Below are 20142 nucleotides of genomic sequence, written 5' to 3'. Positions count from 1 at the left end.
CGGCTTGTTCAGGGTGTGAAATGTGCTGTGACGGACGCCAATGTCCTTTAGAAGCTGGATTTCCGTAGAAATGTGCTTCTAAAGGTCATTGATGTCCGTATGCGTGAAGCTACTATACGCCAAAGCCGGCGGCGCCCAGCGTGTGCTTGAAAAGCTCCTTTAATTCAAGATGCTGTAAATGCTCGACGATGGAAACAACGGCGTTGTTTGCCCCCTTTTTTTGCTGCGATGTAATTAAATCCACAAAAGACGAAGGCGTCCATGCGATATCATCCCGGTATTCAAGCAAGAGAGTAACGCCTTCTCCACGGGTTTCAGCCCCAAAGCTGCTATTCTCCTTTAGCCACAACGAAACGCCGCTTTTCACCTTTTCCTTGACGGGATGGCGTCCAGCCTGCATAAACCAATATTTACTGTTTCTAAAATCCTTCTCCATCCGATGCATCAAGCCATGCCAATAGGCTCCTGTCGCATCAAACTCAATTTGCTGTGCAAAGGAATAGGAGGCATCCAGGCTGTCATTCAGCAGATAAAGTCCCGCCATCAGAGCCTTGATAACTGTTTCCTCTCCTCTTGCTCCCCAATTAAGCTCACGTATTTCAGACTCAAGCGCATCATCCCATACATGAAGCGGCGATAAGCGGGGCGGCTCCTCCCGCAGCAGCAGCCGGGCTGCGATATCCTTCAGTTTTTTATCCATTGGTTTTTGCGGCCTCCTTCAGGTTGGTTAGGCATATGTATAAATTGCAGTTTATTATTTATGGCATCTCTTAAAGCTCATTATCTTATTATCTCGTTATTATGTAAGCTTACCATAAAACCTGGACGCCAACGATTATAGCGTTGATATTGCTTATGCGTTTATAGGGTCTATGTGTTATGAGTTTATTCGTTTATAGGGCTTGTGTGTTATGTGTTTGTGTTATGTGTTTGTGTTATGTCTTATGCGTTTAAAGAGCTCATGTGTTATGTGTTTATAGCGTTTATTGTGATGTAAATCATAACAGCCTTTTCCAGCTTGTATATAATGAAGTTCCCAATAGGGCGTGTCTGAAAACCCGCTTCTGACACGCCCTAGATGGGACTGCAAGCTAATAAACAATGAAGGCGGTGGCAGAATGAAAACCAACCAAGCAGTGACGGAAACCTTTACGTTTGAGGATATGAAAAAAATATCCCGCAGCAAGCTGGGCAACTCTGTGCCGATCGAGCTATATCGGGCAATCCGTTTAATCGGCATGTATCAAGGTCTGCCAATGAAGGGCCGGGCAACAACCATGACGCTGGGGCGGAAAATTGGCGAAAGCCTGCCTATCAGCTCGGCAGAGGAATTGCTGGATTTGTTCAGAGAACTGAAGATCGGTGACCCTGAGGTGGTAAGCAATGACGGAAACAAAATACATATCGCCGTAAAAGATTGCTTCTGCGAGGGATTGCCTGAAATAAACGGCAATCTGGTATGCGACCTGGAAGGCGCAATAATGGAGGGCGCTTTGAGCAAGCTGTACAAGAAACGCGTCACTGTACGTGAAATAAAGTGCAATGTAAACGGAGATGACTGCTGCGAATATGAAATACGCCTCTAGCGGACGAACGCAAACCCGGCAAGGAGCCACCATTGCCTGTTTTTTGCTCCACGCAAGGCGCAGAATCTGGAGATGTCTTGTGTTCCACGCAAGGCGCAGAAGCAGGAGACGTTCCTGTTTACTTCCCCCTGCTTCTGTGACTTATAGGGGTTATTCACCATGCCCACTTTCCATTACGCAGCACGCGCTTATAGAATGCTTACCATGTTTAAATCGCGGATTGTGGAAAGATCCATATAGGAGCCGCCGCTCTCCACAAGAGGGCGTACAGGGTCCTCCCGTTTGATGAAAACAATTCTGGCCTCCCCGCCATTGGACAAGCTGACCTTGTTGCCAATCAACGTTTGCATTAACCGGTCAATAAAAGCAATGGATAACCCGGGGTCGAGCTTGCCGTAAGCATCGCTGTTCATTTCCTGAAGCACCTGATAAAAGGGGACTGCGTTTTTATAAGGGCGTTTGGAGATCATCGCATGAAATACATCCGCGATAGCGACAATTTTGCCAAAAGGGTGAATATCGCCGCCCCTAAGCCCGTGAGGATAACCGCTGCCATCCATCCGCTCATGATGCTGCAGCACGGCGAGCGCCTGTCTATCCGTTATGCCGGAACATTCCTTTACGATTTCATAACCGTATTCCGGATGCCTTTTAATGCAGGCAAACTCCTCATTGCTCAAGGCTCCTGTTTTGTTAAGAATGCTGTCGGGGATTCGAATTTTGCCGATATCATGCAAAAAAGCAGCTGTAGTCAGTTCATCCAAATCCTTTCCAGGCATACCCTGGTTTTGGCCGATCAGTCTGCTGAACAACGCTACGCCTACGCTGTGACGGAACGTATAGTCGTCATTTTGCTCCAGATAAACCAATGCCTGCCCCAGTTTTGCACAGTGGCTAAGCTCTCCGATCAACGGAACCAGCTTGTCCCGAATGGTTGTTAGCCGCAGCCCTCCACTCTGACGGGCCGCGCCGAACACCTCTTTTATTTCCTGCACAGCCTCGCCCACCAAGGCTCGAACTTTAGCGTCTTCAACATCGCAAGCAGACAATTGGATGGATTGCCGGCAGAGCAGATCAATATCCCGTTTGCTCAAAATCGAAAAAGCGGGAATCAGCATAACATCATAACGATTAAATATCGTTTTATTCACTCTTTTCCCAACTAATGAAACCTGGCGAAATCGCGCATCCTTCATAACCGCCCCTGCTTTCTGCTGTCATGTCGGGCCGCAGGGAATGCCGCCTGCCGCACAGCTTGAGGTTTTCCAGAAGATATGCCATCAATGGCAAAAACGAAGCATCTCCAGAACTAACGATATAAGACTTTTGCACCATAAAGATTACTATGCCGCGCGTTTTTTGTCGAATGACGAAAGCAATTCCCCAATTTACATTCTTATCATTTGAATCTGTATTTTCACTCCTTTCAACGTTAATAAGCATCATTTCAACTCTCTCGCTTCACAATCTCCTCTCAGAACGATACAAACTATCATATTTTCCCACTTTTTACTTTGCAAATGAGTGTCTGTTTTAGGTAATATTTTAGTTATCAACTTCAATAGATTAAGGAATAGATAATGAGACAGCAAAATTCGCTCCCTACCAAGCAAACCTGGAGCTTTATCAGCCATGAAATGCGAACGCCGCTCAACTCTATATTGGGCTATGCCCAAATGATGCTGGATGACCCGCAGCATGAGTTGCCGGAGGTCCAGCTTGCACGCGCGTCTGCAATTATACGAGCTGGCCGCAGTCTGCAGGAATTGCTCAACAGCGTGTCACGGCAGGAACTCACTATTCCGGAGCTTCCCATGCCGAATAAAGGATTGCAGGCGCAAGAGGAAGAGTTCGACCTTGTTACCTCCATACGGAGTGCCATTGAACTGATAGGACCCGCTGCCCGGCAAAAAAACATAAAAATACATCACGCCCTCCCTGATGAAAGTATCTTTGTAGCCGGAAAAGCAGTTGCCATTGACCATATTTTGCTCAATTTATTGGACAATGCTGTCAAATATAATAGAGACAACGGTTCAATCGCAATCACTTGCGAGAAAAATCGGCGTGTTGTAACCGTAACCGTAGAGGATAGCGGAATTGGCATACCGGAGGAAAAGCTGGCGCATATTTTCAAGCCCTTCTATCGAATCGAAGATGCCAAGGATGACTATAAAGGGTCCGGGATCGGACTTGCTGTCGTGCGGGAGCTGGCGTCATTCCTGAATGGAACCATCGGTGTCGAAAGCTCTGTACATAACGGAAGCACATTTTGGTTTGCTCTTCCTCTGAAGAACTCAACATCCTAGGACTATGTCCTAGCTCCATAGCCGCATGTAAGTGACACTTCTAAAAATCGAGAGGCTGGACAACATGTTGAAAACCCGTGTAATCATTGCAGATGACGATGAGGATTCTTTGGACATTCTAGGGTTTTATGTGCGGCAGCATCCTGATTTTTATATCCTTGATCGTTGCAGGGATGGCGAGGAATTGCTGAACTCTATTATGTCCAGGCAACCCGACGCGGTGCTGCTCGACATCCATATGCCCAAAATGAGCGGGATGGAGGTCATAGACAAATCACTGAAGGTCAAGCCGGATCTGCTGTTTGTTTTTATTTCAGGCTATGAACAGTATGCGGTACAAGCCTTTGAGCTTGCGGCTGTTGATTATATATTGAAGCCATTTGAAAAGCCGCGTTTATCCGCCGCTCTGGCGAAGATCAAAAAAGCAAGGAAGCTGCAGGCGCAGACTCCTCCGGTCAAGCTGTATCAAAGGATTTATATTCGGGACAACAACCAGCATTATTATTTGAATCCCGAAGACATCATTATGATCGAAAAAATAAGCGGGAAATGTGAGATTACAACTGCTTCCAAAAGCTACACCGCCAACCAAAATATTAGCGAGCTGCTTAAGCTGCTGCCGGAGGATACTTTTTTTCTGTCGCATCGCTCTTATATCATTAATATCCAAAAAATTTCCCATGTGACAGCCGCAAATCAAACCTACATCGCTCATTTCCCTCTGACCTCCAAATACGCCCACATCTCCAAGCTCAAATTCGATGAGCTGCACCGGCGCATGAATCTGCTGTAAAACATCCCCCACTTTTCCCGACAATTGCGTTACCCGAACAGCAAGCATGACAGCACACGGACAAAAAACGGAAATACGCCGCCTTCTGCAGAGGGCGGCATATCCGGGGCTTTAATCTTTTTTCATAAAAATCTCCAAAACGTGGAATGGTAATGTAGTGGTTTTTTACATTATGATCCATGGGGGATTCAGGAATGGATTTTGATCAGGACAAAATGCAAAATCAAGTCCATAAGCTTGCGCTGGAGCATGAGCCGCGCAGCAAGCGCACCTCATCCAAAATGCTGGCGCGCATGATGATGAACGATATAACCGAGCTCAGGCTTTTTATCGCGGAGCTGCAGGAGCAGCGCGGCTTGTATCAGCAGCCCGCCGAAGAATGGCTGCTGGATCATGCCGAATTTGTGGAATCGGAGCTGGCCGGCATCGACCTTGAGCTTGAGCAGTTTCAGACAACACGGCTGCCTGCCGTCAACAAGGGGGCAGAGCCCCGCATTTCAGCCATATGCCGGGATTATCTGGACTATTGTGACGGAGAGCTGACCGAAGAAAGCTTTGCCGCATATGTCCGCTATTATCAGGAAATTGCCGTTTTAACCTCCGCGGAAACGTGGCTTCTCCCTCTTTTTCTGAAAATGGAGCTAATGAGCCGCTTGACCATGCTCATTAAGCCTCTTAAGGAACGAAGGGATATTGACCGCAAGGTTGAACATATGCTGGCCGGCATTCCGGGCTCTGAGCTGTCGCCGGAGCGCTTGAAGGCGGCGTTGGATGAAGCACATATCGAGCTGCCGCTGTCAGGCGCCATGATTGTCCACCTGGTTAGGCATTTGCGCGAGCATGCGGAGGATTCCGCCCATGTTGGCGAATGGCTGGTCTGCAAGCTGGATAACGCAACCGAGGATTTGGACTCCATCCTGTCATACGAATATCGGCTGCAGGCGGAATATCAGGCCAGTGTCGGCAATGCCATCGGCAGCTTGCGCAAGCTTTCCCGCTGGTTATGGAGCGGGCTGTTCGAAGAAATCAGCATGATCGAGCATACGCTGCGAACAGAAGCGGCAGGAGATTATCCCAAGCTGGACAGCGCCAGCCGGCACACGCTGCGCTGCCGCGTCGAAAAGCTGGCAGCTGCGATGAGCGTGCCGGAAAATCTGGTTGCTTCCAAGGCCGTAGAATTGGCCGATTCCTCCCTGAGGAAAAACGAAGCGGAGGAAAAGGAAAACAGCTCCGCTTTGCCTCCCAGAAGCGGGTACGCGGCCTATTATTTGCTGGACCCTCGCGGCATGACCTTGCTTCGAGCGGCGCTGAAGCAATGCGGCAAAACCCGCAGCCTGCCTGAAGCCGGCCTAAGGGGCAGGGCCTCGGCTCTGTATATGCAGCTTCTTGTTATCGCCACGGCGGCCGCCATGGCGTGCTTTGCTCTATTTATCGGTACGGCTGCTTCAAGCGCTCCGCTGCTGTGGGCTTCGGCGCTGCTGCTTCTGCTCCCCGCAAGCGAGTGGGGGGTTGCCGCCGTTCACTGGCTGATCGAACAGCTGGCCAAGCCTATTCGCCTTCTGCGTTATGATTTTTCCAAAGGCGTTCCGCCCGAAGCGGCAACGATGGTTGTTATTCCCGTTATCTGGAGCCGGCCCGAGCATGTGTTGGCTACGATGGATCGACTGGAGCAGCATTATCTCGGCAATCGCGATCCCCATATCCGCTTTGCCGTGCTTAGCGACTTTCGGGATGCCCCGCAGGAATCAGCGCCGGAGGACAGCGAAATTCTGAAGCTGGCAAAAACAGAAATGGAACGTCTGAACCGCGAGCATGCCGACGTCTTTCACCTGTTTCACCGCCGCAGGCAGTGGAATGATGCCGAGCGGGTGTGGATGGGCTGGGAGCGCAAGCGGGGCAAGCTGGAGGAATTTGCAAGGCTTCTGGACGGCGACGGTGAAACCAGCTTTGATACGACAACCGGAAGCAGCTCCGCTCTCCGCGATATCCGCTACATTATTACGCTGGATGCGGATACCCGGCTGCCGCTGGAGAGCGCGCAGCGCATGATTGGCGCTATTCATCTGCCCTACAACCGGCCGCGCCTGAACAAAAGCGGCACCAGGGTTATAGAGGGCTACGGCGTGCTTCAGCCGCGCATCGGCATGACCTACGAAAGCGCGGAGCGTTCCCGGCTGGCCTCTCTCTACGCACATGAGGCGGGGCTCGACCCTTATGCCTTTTCCGTATCCGATCCCTATCAGGATGCGATGGGACAAGGTATTTTTACAGGCAAGGGCATTTTCGACCTCAGCGTATTCCGTCATATGCTGGACAGGCGTTTTCCTGAAAACCGCGTGCTCAGCCATGACTTGCTGGAGGGCGGCTTTCTGCGGGCAGGCTTGCTATCGGATATTGAGCTGATCGACGACCACCCTCCTACCTTTTTGGCCCATCAGAAAAGGCTGCACCGCTGGATTCGCGGCGACTGGCAGCTTTTGCCCTGGCTTGGACTCGCCGCCCGCAACGGCAAGGGCGAAAAAGCGGCAACCTATCTGTCTCATTTGACAAGGTGGCATATCGTTGACAATTTGCGGCGCAGCTTGCTGCCGCCCGTCCTGCTCGCTCTGCTGCTAGCCGCCCCGCTCCTGCCGGGCCATAGCCTGCGCTGGACTGTGGTTGTGCTGCTGACCATGCTGCTGCCTTTTATACGTCAGCTATTGAATCCCTATACTCTGCTGCATCATCCCATGGGCCTGCTTCGCACGCTTGCCCATGCCGTTTTGACGTTAGCGACGCTTCCCTATCAAAGCGCGCTGGCGCTTGACGCCATTGTCCGCACGCTGTACCGGCTTACGGTTTCCAAGCGGCATCTGCTGGAATGGACCAGTCAGGCGGAGGTGGAGCAGGCCAGCGCCAGCAAAGGCTTGCCCCCGCTCGCAGGGATGAGCGGAGGGTATGCCCTGAGCGTCCTTATGGCGTGGAGCGCCCTGTCGGCCAGCGATCCCTATGTCAGAGCCCTGGGGCTTGGACTGGTGTTGCTCTGGTGCGCAGCACCGTATGCGGTTATGTGGCTGGACAAGGCTCCTCAAGCAGCAGGTCCCGTTTTTGAGGGGCAGGAAAAAGAGGAATTGCACAAGCTGTCCCGCGACATATGGAGCTTCTACGAGGATTACGTAACAGCGGGCGACAACTGGCTGCCTCCCGACAATGTGCAGATTGAACCGGACAAAGGTGTCGCGCACCGCACGTCGCCTACCAATATCGGCATGTACGCTGCTTGCGCGCTGGCTGCAAGAGACTTTGGTTTCATTGATACGGATGGCTTGGTGGAACGGCTTGAGCGGACGGTAACAACGATCGAGCGCATGGAGAAATGGGAAGGCCACCTGTACAACTGGTACGATACGCAAAGCTTGGCGCCCCTGAATCCGGTCTATGTTTCTACCGTGGACTCCGGCAATTTTGTTGCTTCGCTGATGGCCGTCAGAGAAGGCTTGCTGGAGTGGCTGCGCCACGATTGGCGGGGCTTGACAGAGGACGACCGCTCGCATGGAGAGGAACCGCGCGAACGGTGGACAAACGGCAGGTTCGAGGTTGCTTTTGCGGCGGAGCTTGGTCTTGAGGGTGGAAAAAAAGCTAACGGAGGTCCCCGCGGGAAGTCGACTCTCATGAACAGAGGCAGCGCTTTGGCGGAGCGCATCGAAGCTTTGATTCGAGCTACCGATTTCCGCCCGCTATATGATACCTCCACGAATTTGTTTTCGCTGGGGTATCATGTTGAACGCCGCATGCGGGACGATGTGTTATATGATCTGCTGGCGTCCGAGGCCCGGCAAGCCAGTTTTGTCGCGATTGCGCTGGGCCAGATTTCGGTTGCCCACTGGAATGCGCTGGGCAGAACGTTGACCAAGGCGGCGGGACAGCCCGTCCTGCTCTCCTGGTCGGGAACGATGTTTGAATATTTGATGCCTTGGCTGATGATGAAAACCTATCAGCGAAGCATCTGGGACGTCACCTACCGGGCTGTCGTTTCCCGTCAAATTCAATATGCAGCGGAACGCAATGTGCCGTTTGGCATTTCGGAATCCGGCTATTCGGCGTTTGACCACGCCATGAATTATCAATATCAGGCCTTTGGTGTTCCGGGCCTCGGCTTTAAGCGCGGACTGGATCAGGATCTGGTGCTGGCTCCGTATGCAACGATTATGGCGCTGCCCTTTGCCCCTCGGGAAGGGCTTACGGCTTTGAAGGGAATGGAGGAGCTTGGCGCAAGGGGGCAATACGGCTATTATGAGGCGATTGACTTTACGCCGCGAAGATTGCGGGATGGCCGCAGCCATTCCGTTGTCCACAGCTTCATGGCCCATCATCAGGGCATGAGCCTGCTGACGCTGGCCAATCTGCTCCTCCCTCATACGATGATCGAGCGGTTTCATCGCAACAAGGAGGTGCGCTCCGCCGAGCTATTGCTTCAGGAGCGCGTGCCGCGCCGTTCCAGAATGATCCGGCATCCCGCCATGTACCGCTCTGTTCCAAGACAGGAGGGGCAGAAGCTGAACGAGGAGCCGCCGCGCGAATTTTTATCCCCTCATACGGACACTCCGGAAACAGCCGTATTGTCCAACGGGGTGTTCAGCACGGTCATAACGGCGAGCGGAAGCGGCTTCAGCAGCTGGGACGGCATGTCCCTCTCCCGTTGGCGCGAAGAGCCCGTAACAGATTCCTGGGGAAGCTACGTCTACATTCATGAGCCTTCATCCGGCAAGCTCTGGTCGCCGTCCTATCAGCCATGCCGAACGGAGTCTCCGGGGCAAAAGATTACGTTCGAGCCGGACAAAGCCTCCTTCGTGCAGGTGAGCAACGAGGTGGAGAGCGTTATGGACATTTGCATCTCCCCGGAATGCAACTCCGAGGTCAGACGGATCACGCTGACCAATCAGGGCTCCGACACCAAGGTGCTTGAGGTGACGACGTTTATCGAGCTGGCTATGTCGAACCCGATAGCGGATGACGCGCATCCCGCGTTCAGCAAGCTTTTTATCCGCACCGCCTATGACGAGCCAAGCGGCTGTCTGATTGCAAGCAGGCGCAAGCGGGAGGCCGGCGAGCGTGAGCTGTGGGCCGCCCATCTGCTGACGGCGGAGGGGCAAACGCTCGGCAATGCCGAATTCGAGACGGACCGCGCGGCCTTTATTGGACGCGGGTTCCGCCTCAGCTCGCCGCAATGCATCGCCTCGCGGCTTAAGGGCAAAACAGGCTCCGTCGCCGACCCCGCCTTTGTCATGCGCCGCCGGGTGCAGCTCTCTCCCGGCGAAAAAGTGTCGCTATACGCGGTAACCTCCGTTGCGTCCTCCCGCGAGGACGCCGTGGACGGCGCGGCCCGCCTGGCCAAGGGGTCATCCGCAGAACGCACCTTCCAGCTTGCCTGGACGCGCAGCCGGATCGAGCTGCGCAGCCTTGGGCTGGAGCTTGCCGATGCGTATGCCTTTCAGCGCCTTGCCGCCCAGGTGCTGTATACGCCGCCGCTTGGCAAATGGCGCAAAGGAGCCATCGCAAGCAACGTCAAGGGTCAGCCCGGCCTGTGGTCGTTCGGCATCTCCGGCGACAGGCCGATTGTCGCCGTCACCATCGACAACCGCAGCCATTTGCCGTTTATTATCAAGCTGCTGACGGGTCATGAATATTTGCGCCGTCTCGGTTTGTCCTTCGATCTCGCTATTCTCAACCTGTCGGAGAGCGGCTACCACCGCTATCTGCAGGAGGCGCTGCTTCGCGCCGTCGAGCATGGCGTCGACCGGTTCGGCGCAGGCGCCGCAGGCATTCACGTGCTGCCCGCCGACACGATGAGCGCCGAGGACGTGACGCTGCTGAAGGCGGTATCCCGCCTTATGCTGCGGGCCGGCGGGCCAAGCCTGGCAGGCCAGCTTCGGACGCCGCGCCGGCAGGGCCAAGCCGCGGACATGCCGCCGCAGGACTACAAGCTGGCGGCGGATTCCGCCAGCGAGATAAAGGGAGATGCCGCCGTTCATACATCCGGCGAACACATCTACGCTCCCGCCAATCCCGCGCCAGCCTCTAGAGAGACGATCTCTGCTTCTGCTACCCCAGCAGCAAACGCAGCAGCAGTAAACGCAGCAGCAGACTTAAGCCGTCCCGTCGCTTCTTTGGACGGGATGGCGCACTCCGCTTCCAAGGCTGCGTCGCTGTTCCGCAGCCAGCTTTTGCTGGACCCAGGCGAGGTCCAATTCTATAACGGGTGGGGCGGCTTTTCGCGGGACGGAAAGGAATATACGATGCTGATCGAGGGAGATCGGCACTTGCCCGCTCCCTGGATCAACGTACTCGCCAATCCATCCTTCGGAACTCTGATCTCGGAGCTTGGAACAGGCTATACGTTCTGGAGAAACAGCCGTGAGTGCAAGCTGACGCCTTGGAGCAACGACCCCGTGCTGGACCCTCCGGGGGAGCTTGGCTATCTTCGCAACGAAGACACGGGCGAATACTGGACGATTACGCCCGGCTCCGGGCGCAACGCCCACCCATACCGTGTGACGCACGGGCAAGGATACAGCGTCTTCAGGCATGAGCGAAACGGCGTCGCCCACACCTTGACTGCATTTGTGCCGCTAAAGGCCCCCGTCAAAATCATGACGCTGACTTTGCTCAACACCACGTCAGAAGTGAAACGCTTATCCGTTACCTATTACGCGGAATGGGTTATCGGTGTCAAGCGTCAAGGCAATGCGCCGTTTATCACTACACACTGGCATGAGGAAGCGGGGCTTATGACAGCCCGCAATCATTATCAGGAGACATTCCGCGAGGCAACCCCTTTTCTCGGGATTTACCGGGGAGTCGCAAATGGCGGGGCTAAAAACAAGGATGCCGGCCTTAGCGAAAATCGCTACAGCAGCGAAAATCCGATTGGCGGCCAACACGGCTTTAGCAGCGATGACGACTTGACCTGGACCGGCGATCAGAGTGAATTTATCGGACGAAACGGCAGCGTCGAGCAGCCGGCCGCATTAAGCCGGCGCCGACTCGAAAAACGGTCCGGCGCTTGCCATGCCAGCTGCGGCGCCATTCAGCGCAAGCTGACGCTGGAGCCGGGCGAGGAGCTCGAAATCCGGATTTTGCTGGGCTGTGCCGAATCTGACGAACAGGCCGTCCAATTGGCCAAAACGTATAGCAGCGCCTCCGTCTGCAAGGAAGCCTGGAGGGATACCGAAGCCTACTGGAAGGAAACGCTGGAGCAAATCACCGTAGATACGCCGTCGGCGGAAAGCAATATTTTGCTGGGAGGCTGGCTGCTCTATCAGTCACTGGCCTGCCGGATGTGGGCCCGCTCCGCCTTTTATCAAGCAGGCGGGGCCTACGGCTTCCGCGACCAGCTGCAGGATTCGCTGGCACTGCTGCATAGCAGGCCGGAGCTGACAAGACGGCAAATTCTGCTCAATGCCGCCCATCAATACGAGGAAGGCGATGTACAGCATTGGTGGCATCAGGAAACGGAGCGCGGCATCCGCACTTTGTTTTCAGATGATTTGTTATGGCTCCCCTACTCTGCATCCCGGTATATCGAGCAAACCGGTGATGAGGCCATTCTGGACGAGGTCGTGCCGTTCCTGACCAGCCCTCCCTTGCGTGAAGGAGAGCATGAACGGTATGAGGAAACGGTTGTCTCCAAGCAGGAAGGCACGTTGTTCGAGCATTGCAAACGCACTATCGAAATGGCGCTTAGCCGCATGGGCGAGCACGGCTTGCCGCTTATAGGCGTTGGCGACTGGAATGACGGCATGAACCTTGCCGGAGCGGCGGGACGAGGCGAAAGCGTATGGCTGGGCTGGTTCCTTTACGAGGTGTTGGAGCGTTTTGGCGAGCTGTGCCGCGTCAGGGGCGAGCATGAGCTTGCCGAGCGCTACGAGAAGTCGCGCCAAAGCCTCTCCGCAGCGCTGCAGGAGCATGCCTGGGACGGCAATTGGTACCGCAGAGCCTTCACTGACGCCGGCACCTGGCTAGGCTCCGTGTACAACGAGGAATGCCGCATCGACGCCATCGCCCAGTCCTGGTCGGTCATATCCGGGGCAGCCCCGCGGGACCGCGCGCTGCAAGCCATGCAATCGTTCGACAGGGAGCTGGTTGACCGGGAGCTATCCCTCATTCGGCTGCTGACGCCGCCTTTTGACCGGACAGAGCCAAGCCCAGGGTACATTCAGGGCTATCCGCCCGGCATCCGCGAGAATGGAGCGCAATATACGCACGGGGTCATCTGGAGCATCATAGCCTGGAGCAAGCTGGGGCGCGGCGACAAAGCCTTTGAGCTGTTCCGCATGCTGAATCCCGTCAACCATACGCGGACTGATCTGGAGGTGCGCAAATATGTAGGGGAGCCTTATGTGATGGCGGCGGATGTTTATACGGCGGACCCCCATCACGGCCATGCAGGCTGGACCTGGTATACCGGCGCCTCCGGCTGGATGTACCAAAGCGGCATTGAATGGATTCTGGGATTAAAACGCCGCGGAGACCGGCTTTACGTAAATCCTTGCATTCCCGACGAGTGGCCTGGCTTTAAGGCAACCTACCGTTTTGGGCAAACCGTCTACTCCCTCTCCTTTCACCGTGACGGAGCAGAGAGTATTCTTATGGCAGGCCCTGACAGCTACATTTCGCTGGCCGATGACGGCAAGGAGCACCATATTAACATCGGGCTGCCGCCAAAGCATTGACAACGTGCGCCTTCAGATGGAGCGCCAACAGCAGCAAGGGTGGAGAGACTATGCCGACAGCCCCCTTTTTAGACCAGACTCAGGGAAAAATACAAATAAAGAGGCAGAATAAATTTGCGGCCAGAGAATAATGCCTCTTACGCAGATGCCTGCCTAAGCTGCAGCCCCGCTTTTCCGACCGTCGGTCAGGAGCAGGGCTGCAATTTTTTTATTGACAGATCATTTAATTGTAACTAAAATGATTACAACGGTGGTGATTACAATGAAACAAATCAGCAGCCGGTTTTCTCTAGCTGTCCATACGCTTTCACTGATTGCCGTCATGCCCTCGGAATGCACTGGCGATATGATTGCCGATAGCGCAAATACCAATCCCGTCATTATCCGGCGCATTATGTCCATGCTCAAAAAAGCGGGATTGATTCAGGTCCGCCCAGGAGTTGGAGGTTCTATTTTGCTAAAGGAACCGGAGGATATTACGCTGCTGGATGTTTACCGTGCGGTGGGCGTCACCCAGGATAGTCAATTATTCAATTTTCATAAGGAACCCAATCTGGCTTGTCCCGTCGGCCGAACGATGGAGAGCTCTTTGCGGCGCGAGCTTGCTGAAGCCCAGCAGGCTATGGAGCAGCGTCTCGCCCGGACCACGATCAAGCAGATGATGGATGCAGCCCATGCGGAGATTAAAATTTCTGCCGATGACCCGCAAAACGAGAGCATTGGATAATGAAGCAAGCCGAGCAAGCTAAAAACCTAAAAAATTTGTTCATAGGAAGCGAAGCCTTTTGATCGCACATCCCCATGAGCATTTTTTTGGCCATCGTTGTAATCAATATTGTTATAACGGTTATAAAGAAATCAATTACATTTTGGGAGGCATTTATAATGACTATTTTGGTAACTGGAGCAACAGGTCAATTAGGCGCATTGGTTGTAGAAAGATTGCTTGAGCTGGTCCCTGCGGAGCAAGTAGCGGTTAGCGTCCGCAATCCGGAGAAGGCTGCGCACTTAAAAGCAAAAGGCATCGACGTCCGCCAGGGCGATTACAGCAGCCCCGAGTCATTGGAGAAGGCTTTTGCCGGAGTGGAGCGAATCCTGATCGTTTCGGGGACAGAAGCCGAGCGACTACAGCAGCACAAAAATGCGGTGGACGCCGCCAAAAAAGCAGGCGTTTCCTTTATCGCCTACACCAGTGTCGCCAATGCGCCAAACAGCTCGCTGAGCCTTGCGGCCGACCATAAGGCAACCGAGGCGTACATTCAGGCATCCGGCATTCCTTATGCCTTTCTCCGCAACAACTGGTATATCGAAAATGAAGCGGACGGCATCAAAGCAACAGCCCAAGGCGCTCCTATCGTCCATGCCTCCGGCGCAGCGAAAATCGGCTGGGCTGCCCGCCGCGATTACGCGCATGCCGCTGCAGCAGTTTTGGCAGGCCAAGGACACGAAAACGCCGTATACGAGCTTTCCGGCAAATTGATCAGCCACGATGAGCTGGCCGCGATCGTATCTTCCGTATCAGGCAAAGAGGTTCAGGCCCAAAACCTGGATGACGCCGCTTATGCCAAAATGCTGGTTGGGCTGGGCCTGCCGGAAGGCGCCGCAGCATTCGTCACCGGCTTCCAAACGGCTATGCGCGAAGGCGCCTTGTCCGTTGAAAGCAATGACCTGGAAAAACTGCTTGGACGTCCTCAGCAGCCGCTGGCTGAAGTCATCGCAGCCTTGATTGGTTAATTCCGGAGCAGGCATGCCGCAAAAATCGCAATTTCGGGTTGTTCCAACCTGGGAATTGCGATTTTTTCTTTCTCCGGCCAAATCTCCTACTATCGGGATGTCATATGCCTCCGGCGGAACAGCCATAAACCCGCCCCGAAGTAAAGACAGGCCACAATCAGATTTCCCAGCAGCTCCATATGGATCTCATAAACGCCTCTCTCAAAAAACAAAGCTTGATTCAAGGCCGATACAGATAGAGACAACGGAAGAATATCGTTTAGCCGAAAAGCTGAGTCTCCGATGGAAAACAGCTCGATGGCCGTCAACGGGAAAAATAGGCCTGCAAAAAACATAACCAGAAAATAAGGAACCATCCCCACCGTCATTACATCAAAAACGGAAGACATAAAGCTTACGGAAATTAAAGCAAGACCAAGCACGGCCAGCAACGAAACAGCGGCTACAAGCAGTACGGCAACAACGCTCCCCCTCCACTCGAAGCCGCAAATTCGCGCCGCGCTTAAGGTCAAGGCAAAGGAAGCCAGCCCCAGCAGCAGCTGGATCAGGCTTATGCCGCCAATCATCTCCCGGGGTCGAAGCAGCGACAAATTCAGTCTGAGCATCGTGCCTTTTTCGATTTCTTTAATAAATGACGCGCCGGCAGTAAAAAGGACATTAAGGAGAGACAAAACCAGCAGCCCCGGCATCAACTGGTCAAAATCGCTCAGGGACACGCCCGAGCCCACAAATTGTTCATCCAATGTCAGAGGGAGACGTATAGGGGTCATTTTCTGAACATACCTGTCCACTTCCGCAGCCGCGTAAATAGCCGCCAGCGCGTACCTGCCGTTGAGCGGATCGCCATATATATGGTACGGCGCTTGCAGTACCCCTGCTCTTTCGCACACTGCCGCAGTTTGAATTACTTTGCTCGTGTCGCCTGTCAGTACCAGAACAGCATCCAGCTTGCGTTTCTCCAATTTTTTGATAGATGAATCCAGCGATAACGAGTCGGCTTCCGAGCCCGATTCATGAAGAACAATTCTGAATTGGGGATCGCCGTTTGAATAAGCGGCCTCCTTCAGCGCTTGCACAATCCCGGCTCCATGACTGCCTCCAGCTTGTCGATCCAAATTGTATACGGCAATATTAAAGGCGGGATTACCGCCCCCGTAGGCTCCATACAAAATAAACACAAAGCATGGAGCAAACAGCAGCGTAAACACGAGAAGCTTCCAATCCCTCGCCGTTTCCAGCAAGGTTTTGCGGGTGTAGACCAAAAATCTCATTCCCGCAGCCCCCTTCCCGTCATGGCAATAAACACATCCTCCAGATTGGCATTGCGTATCCGAATCTCTCCGTTCCCATCCCGTATTCCGGCCAATGTCAGCCGTTCCCTGATTTGCCCCGCCAATCGGAGAGGGTTGTCGCTTTCGGCCCGCAACATCCTGCCCTGTTGCATCAGCCCCGGAAATCCGGCGGCTAGAAGCTTGGTTATCTCCTCGGCCTGAGAGCCGTATCCGTCAAGCGAAAGCTCCAGTAGGTGCGCCGGATAGACGCTCCGAATCAGATTGGACGGCGTATCCTCCGCCAACACTCGGCCGCGATCGATAATGACGGCACGATCCGCTATTTTCTCCGTTTCCTCCATATCATGCGTCGTCACAATCACCGTTTTGTCTGCGGAAAGGTTCTTTAAGAAATCTCTGACCCAAATTCGGCTTTGAGGGTCAAGCCCGGCATGAGGTTCATCCAAAATAACTACTGACGGGTCATGCATTAAAGCCAGCATTATATTCAGCCGGCGTTTCATGCCTCCCGACAATGCGGATGCCATTACCCGCTTTTTGTCCATCAATCCAAGTGCCTCCAGCAGCTCATCCGCTCTACGACGCGCAATTGTTCGCTGTACCCCATGCATGGAGCCCATAAATAAAAGCTGCTCCCAAACGGTCAATCCCTCCCAGATAACCAGCTCCTGGGGGCACAATCCGACTTGGCTTAAACCAGCCGCCTCGCTTGCTCCGTTTAGTCGCACATGGCCGCTATCGGCTTTGACAAGTCCCATCGCTATGGAAATCAATGTGCTTTTTCCCGCTCCGTTTGGCCCCAATACGGCATACAGCTGCCGTTTCGCGATACGAAGCGAGATGCCGTCCACTGCAATAAGATTGCCGTAGCGCTTAACGATCCCATCCAGTTCAAGTGCGAACGTCTCCCGTCCTTGGCCTTCCATGCCATCCCTCCATCTGTGCAGGAGCGCCCGCACTCCGTTTATTTCCCTTCTTGGAGCAGTTCTTCGATGTACGTCAGCGCGATAGTCCGGTTATCGACAGCACCGGGAGGCATCACATCCGTTACGCGCATTACGCTCAAGCCAACCAACAGGGCAAGCAGGCCGTAAGCGGACTCCCGAGACTTCTCCAGGCTGCGTTCTTCCTCAAACTCGCCTCTCTGGGTTGCGTATAAAATGAGCTGCGAGATGCCTTCAATGTCCTTGCCGTAAATGTCCCGGATAGCATCCCGGGCATCCTGGTCCGTCATCGCAAGACCGAAAAATTGGATAAACAAACGCGCCTTCTCCTCTGCCGACATAGCCATCCTCTCTGCTCCCTCCAGATCGCTGACATTCAGCGGCCGATGCTGTTCTTCCGCAACCCCTAAAGCCGGCAAGGAGTGGTCTACAATGATTCGCAGCATTTCCGCAGACTTCATCCCCGGAGAAATATCATGTCCGATTTTTGTTCCATAATATGAAAAAAACGCCTTTAGGCTTTCCAGCACAAGCCCTTTTTTATTTTTAAAATAGTACGCTACTACTCCTTTGGAACAGCCCGCTTTCTCCGCGACCATGTCCAGCGTTATTCGTTCCGTTCCTTTTTCGCAAATGCAAGCGAGAGCCGCATTCACGACCGCAGCTCTTCGAAACGGCTCCACCCCAACCTTTGGCATGCTCTTCCTCCTCTATTCCATTTTTATTTTGACCAGTCAGATTAATATAATTGTAAATGTCTTCCTTATTATCGTCAATTCTTATTAAGCCTCCAAAGCACGCATTCACCAATAATACACATTTTCAATCGACCCCGGAATTATGGTACCATTTGGTTCAATGAATGAAGAACGCCGAAACACGGAGGTACCGCAGTATGTTGAAGGACCAATTAAATACGATACGACAAAAGCTTGAGCGCGCAAAAAAGAGAGATTCCGCACTGGCTGTGTTTGGAGCTTACTCGCACAAGTACCAATTAAATGCCCCGCTGCCCGTTGAAAAGCTTCACGCCTTCGAGAGAGAGCACGGCATCGTCTTGCCTGAAGGTTATGCGATGTTTTTGACCGAATTGGGAAATGGCGGTGCGGGACCGTATTATGGCCTATATGCGCTTGGGGAGGAGCAAGCCATCGAGCTGGATCTGATTGGCGAGCCCTACAAACCATTCCTTATGGGGGAGAACGCCCAATCAACAGACTGCGAAGGTTCTGCGACTGACGAAACGGAGAGCTGCCCAGGGCTAATCAACATCGGCACGCAAGGCTGCTCCTATGAGATGATGCTGGTTGTGACGGGCGAGCATCGGGGCAAGGTGCTGTATATAAATATGGACGACGGACAATCGTTCATGACCTATGAGGAACACTTTCTGAACTGGTACGAACGCTGGCTGGACGAGACGATAGCGAGCTACGAGGATGCCTGGTTTGGCATGAGCCGGGGCGGCAACGATCTGGAGCTGACCGCGCTGTACCGCTCTGCGACAGACGAAAAAACCCGCTCCGAGGCATTGCAAGGCATGCTCAAGCTGCCGCATCTTGCCGAAGAATCGGTTATTTTTCTTATTGGGGAATTTCGCGTTTGCTCAGGAGAAATTCGCCGAAATGCGTTTCGGGTGTTAACCAAGCTTTGCCCGTCACAGGCAGAGGGACTTGTCCGCGTGCTGCTGCACAGTCCCGATGAAGAGGACCGGCTAACCGCGATGAAATGTTTGACATGGTATATGCCCCAAGAGAAGCACCGTTTCAAAGACGAGCTACTTGCGCTGCTGCACCATGAAAACAACCCGGAGTCCTTTCGGTTCCTGACTATGCTCCTTAGCGATATGGGTCAACCCATGCTTTCGCTGATGGTTCCCTTCTTCACTCATTCCAATAGCGAAATCCGCCAGCAAGCGTTATTCAAAGCTGGTGGCGCGGCTGGAGAAGAAAAGGCTCAAGTTATGGATTCCTTTATCGAAGCGCTGGAGGACCCTGTTATGATGGTGCGTCTAAGCGCTCTCCAGGCTCTTAACGGAATACAGGAAACCAGACTGCTCCATGTATTTGAGGGGCTGCTGCAGAAGCACAAAACAAACAAAGAATATGTTCGCTCCAATATCAGCTCTCTTTTGCAAACCTTTGTATTTCATTCACTTGCCCATATGGAGCAGGAGGTTCCGGAATCGCTCACACAGGTGCGTGGCTTGCTGAGAAAGCAACTAGGGTCACTTTGAATCGCCCGCATGAGGAGATGCTTCTGCACCTCCTTTTTGCCACCTGCTTCGTTCCTTTTCGGCTCGCTGGAAACCGATTGTAATGCCGTGCCTCCATTGATTGTGTTATGATATTCATATATTCAGAAGTTTAAAGGTCGGGAGAGTAAGTGTTATGGGACAAAACAATAGCATACAGCAATTCAAGGCCGATTTTTTCAAAGCGCTGGCACATCCCATGCGCATCCGAATATTGGAGGTGCTTAGCGAGGGCGACCGGAACGTAAACGAGCTGCAGGCCATTCTGGGCTCGGAGGGTTCCGCTGTATCCCAGCAGCTGTCGGTGCTTCGCAACAAAAATGTAGTTAGCGGCATCAAGGAGGGCACCAACGTCATTTATTCGCTGCGCGACCCTCTGATCAAGGACCTGCTTGCCGTAGCCAAGCAAATATTCGACAACCATCTGGTTGACGCCATCTCTTTGCTTGAAGAAATGCGAAAGTAATCGTGATCGACGCCAAACAAGGGCTTCCGTAAGCAATCTTGCGGAACACCTTG

The 20142-nt window shown here is 53.4% G+C and carries 14 protein-coding genes; 8 read left to right on the top strand and 6 right to left on the bottom strand.

Annotation, left to right across the window (positions count from 1 at the left end; translation table 11 throughout):
* Positions 1-112 precede the first annotated feature (112 nt).
* The gene (locus A7K91_RS24640) at positions 113-700 is read right to left on the bottom strand and encodes a hypothetical protein (RefSeq protein ID WP_068687142.1); all 588 of its coding nucleotides are present in this window, start codon (positions 698-700) and stop codon (positions 113-115) included.
* A 418-nt stretch (positions 701-1118) separates the two neighbouring features.
* On the opposite strand from A7K91_RS24640, the gene A7K91_RS24635 reads away from it, so the two are divergent.
* Positions 1119-1586 (top strand): V4R domain-containing protein, encoded by a 468-nt coding sequence (locus A7K91_RS24635; protein ID WP_068687141.1) that lies wholly within the window; start codon positions 1119-1121, stop codon positions 1584-1586.
* A gap of 188 nt (positions 1587-1774) precedes the next feature.
* Here A7K91_RS24635 and A7K91_RS24630 read toward each other — a convergent pair whose 3' ends face one another.
* Together A7K91_RS24630 and A7K91_RS26630 are read right to left on the bottom strand one after the other, a co-directional pair.
* Entirely contained in the window at positions 1775-2782 is a 1008-nt protein-coding gene (locus tag A7K91_RS24630; protein WP_068687140.1) for an HD-GYP domain-containing protein, read from the bottom strand.
* Complete coding sequence (locus A7K91_RS26630; RefSeq protein WP_156739800.1) at positions 2730-3032, bottom strand: hypothetical protein; 303 nt, start codon at positions 3030-3032, stop codon at positions 2730-2732. Before A7K91_RS26630 ends, A7K91_RS24630 begins: the two co-directional genes overlap by 53 nt.
* Before the next feature lie 134 nt (positions 3033-3166).
* On the opposite strand from A7K91_RS26630, the gene A7K91_RS24625 reads away from it, so the two are divergent.
* The 5 genes from A7K91_RS24625 to A7K91_RS24605 all read left to right on the top strand — a co-directional run bounded on the left by A7K91_RS24625 (position 3167) and on the right by A7K91_RS24605 (position 15133).
* Entirely contained in the window at positions 3167-3895 is a 729-nt protein-coding gene (locus A7K91_RS24625; protein ID WP_068687139.1) for a sensor histidine kinase, read from the top strand.
* A gap of 64 nt (positions 3896-3959) precedes the next feature.
* Entirely contained in the window at positions 3960-4688 is a 729-nt protein-coding gene (locus A7K91_RS24620; protein WP_068687138.1) for a LytR/AlgR family response regulator transcription factor, read from the top strand.
* Positions 4689-4882: 194 nt separating this feature from the next.
* Positions 4883-13399: a glycoside hydrolase family 94 protein gene (locus A7K91_RS24615; RefSeq protein ID WP_068687137.1), complete on the top strand. Its 8517-nt coding sequence runs from the start codon at positions 4883-4885 to the stop codon at positions 13397-13399.
* Positions 13400-13661: 262 nt separating this feature from the next.
* The gene (locus A7K91_RS24610; RefSeq protein ID WP_068687378.1) at positions 13662-14126 is read left to right on the top strand and encodes an Rrf2 family transcriptional regulator; all 465 of its coding nucleotides are present in this window, start codon (positions 13662-13664) and stop codon (positions 14124-14126) included.
* A 158-nt stretch (positions 14127-14284) separates the two neighbouring features.
* Positions 14285-15133, top strand: a complete 849-nt coding sequence (locus A7K91_RS24605; protein ID WP_068687377.1) for an SDR family oxidoreductase — start codon at positions 14285-14287, stop codon at positions 15131-15133.
* Between the two features lie 89 nt (positions 15134-15222).
* On the opposite strand, the gene A7K91_RS24600 is transcribed toward A7K91_RS24605, so the two are convergent.
* Genes A7K91_RS24600 through A7K91_RS24590 form a run of 3 tightly spaced genes read right to left on the bottom strand, consistent with a single transcriptional unit; the run spans position 15223 to position 18067 of the window.
* Positions 15223-16404, bottom strand: a complete 1182-nt coding sequence (locus A7K91_RS24600) for an ABC transporter permease (RefSeq protein WP_068687136.1) — start codon at positions 16402-16404, stop codon at positions 15223-15225.
* Positions 16401-17351: an ABC transporter ATP-binding protein gene (locus A7K91_RS24595; RefSeq protein WP_068687135.1), complete on the bottom strand. Its 951-nt coding sequence runs from the start codon at positions 17349-17351 to the stop codon at positions 16401-16403. The genes A7K91_RS24600 and A7K91_RS24595 overlap by 4 nt, the downstream gene beginning before the upstream one ends.
* Positions 17352-17389: 38 nt before the next feature.
* Positions 17390-18067: a TetR family transcriptional regulator gene (locus tag A7K91_RS24590; protein WP_068687134.1), complete on the bottom strand. Its 678-nt coding sequence runs from the start codon at positions 18065-18067 to the stop codon at positions 17390-17392.
* Positions 18068-18264: 197 nt separating this feature from the next.
* Here A7K91_RS24590 and A7K91_RS24585 point away from each other — a divergent pair, with 197 nt between their 5' ends.
* Positions 18265-19605: a HEAT repeat domain-containing protein gene (locus A7K91_RS24585; RefSeq protein ID WP_068687133.1), complete on the top strand. Its 1341-nt coding sequence runs from the start codon at positions 18265-18267 to the stop codon at positions 19603-19605.
* A gap of 154 nt (positions 19606-19759) precedes the next feature.
* Entirely contained in the window at positions 19760-20089 is a 330-nt protein-coding gene (locus A7K91_RS24580; RefSeq protein ID WP_068687132.1) for an ArsR/SmtB family transcription factor, read from the top strand.
* Positions 20090-20142: the final 53 nt, after the last annotated feature.

The sequence above is a fragment of the Paenibacillus oryzae genome (genome assembly GCF_001675045.1).
Lineage (GTDB): Bacteria > Bacillota > Bacilli > Paenibacillales > Paenibacillaceae > Pristimantibacillus > Pristimantibacillus oryzae.
The sequence above is the reverse complement of the archived record's forward strand: the minus strand, read 5'-3'. Positions and strand labels throughout refer to the sequence as shown.

Excerpts from the sequence above, each read along its gene's own strand:
- A7K91_RS24595 (WP_068687135.1), bottom strand. The coding sequence starts at position 17,351 with ATGGAAGGCCAAGGACGGGAGACGTTCGCACTTGAACTGGATGGGATC.
- A7K91_RS24610 (WP_068687378.1), top strand. The coding sequence starts at position 13,662 with ATGAAACAAATCAGCAGCCGGTTTTCTCTAGCTGTCCATACGCTTTCA.
- A7K91_RS24640 (WP_068687142.1), bottom strand. The coding sequence starts at position 700 with ATGGATAAAAAACTGAAGGATATCGCAGCCCGGCTGCTGCTGCGGGAG.
- A7K91_RS24615 (WP_068687137.1), top strand. The coding sequence starts at position 4,883 with ATGGATTTTGATCAGGACAAAATGCAAAATCAAGTCCATAAGCTTGCG.
- A7K91_RS24600 (WP_068687136.1), bottom strand. The coding sequence starts at position 16,404 with ATGAGATTTTTGGTCTACACCCGCAAAACCTTGCTGGAAACGGCGAGG.
- A7K91_RS24635 (WP_068687141.1), top strand. The coding sequence starts at position 1,119 with ATGAAAACCAACCAAGCAGTGACGGAAACCTTTACGTTTGAGGATATG.
- A7K91_RS26630 (WP_156739800.1), bottom strand. The coding sequence starts at position 3,032 with ATGATGCTTATTAACGTTGAAAGGAGTGAAAATACAGATTCAAATGAT.
- A7K91_RS24605 (WP_068687377.1), top strand. The coding sequence starts at position 14,285 with ATGACTATTTTGGTAACTGGAGCAACAGGTCAATTAGGCGCATTGGTT.
- A7K91_RS24625 (WP_068687139.1), top strand. The coding sequence starts at position 3,167 with ATGAGACAGCAAAATTCGCTCCCTACCAAGCAAACCTGGAGCTTTATC.
- A7K91_RS24580 (WP_068687132.1), top strand. The coding sequence starts at position 19,760 with ATGGGACAAAACAATAGCATACAGCAATTCAAGGCCGATTTTTTCAAA.
- A7K91_RS24585 (WP_068687133.1), top strand. The coding sequence starts at position 18,265 with ATGTTGAAGGACCAATTAAATACGATACGACAAAAGCTTGAGCGCGCA.
- A7K91_RS24620 (WP_068687138.1), top strand. The coding sequence starts at position 3,960 with ATGTTGAAAACCCGTGTAATCATTGCAGATGACGATGAGGATTCTTTG.
- A7K91_RS24630 (WP_068687140.1), bottom strand. The coding sequence starts at position 2,782 with ATGAAGGATGCGCGATTTCGCCAGGTTTCATTAGTTGGGAAAAGAGTG.
- A7K91_RS24590 (WP_068687134.1), bottom strand. The coding sequence starts at position 18,067 with ATGCCAAAGGTTGGGGTGGAGCCGTTTCGAAGAGCTGCGGTCGTGAAT.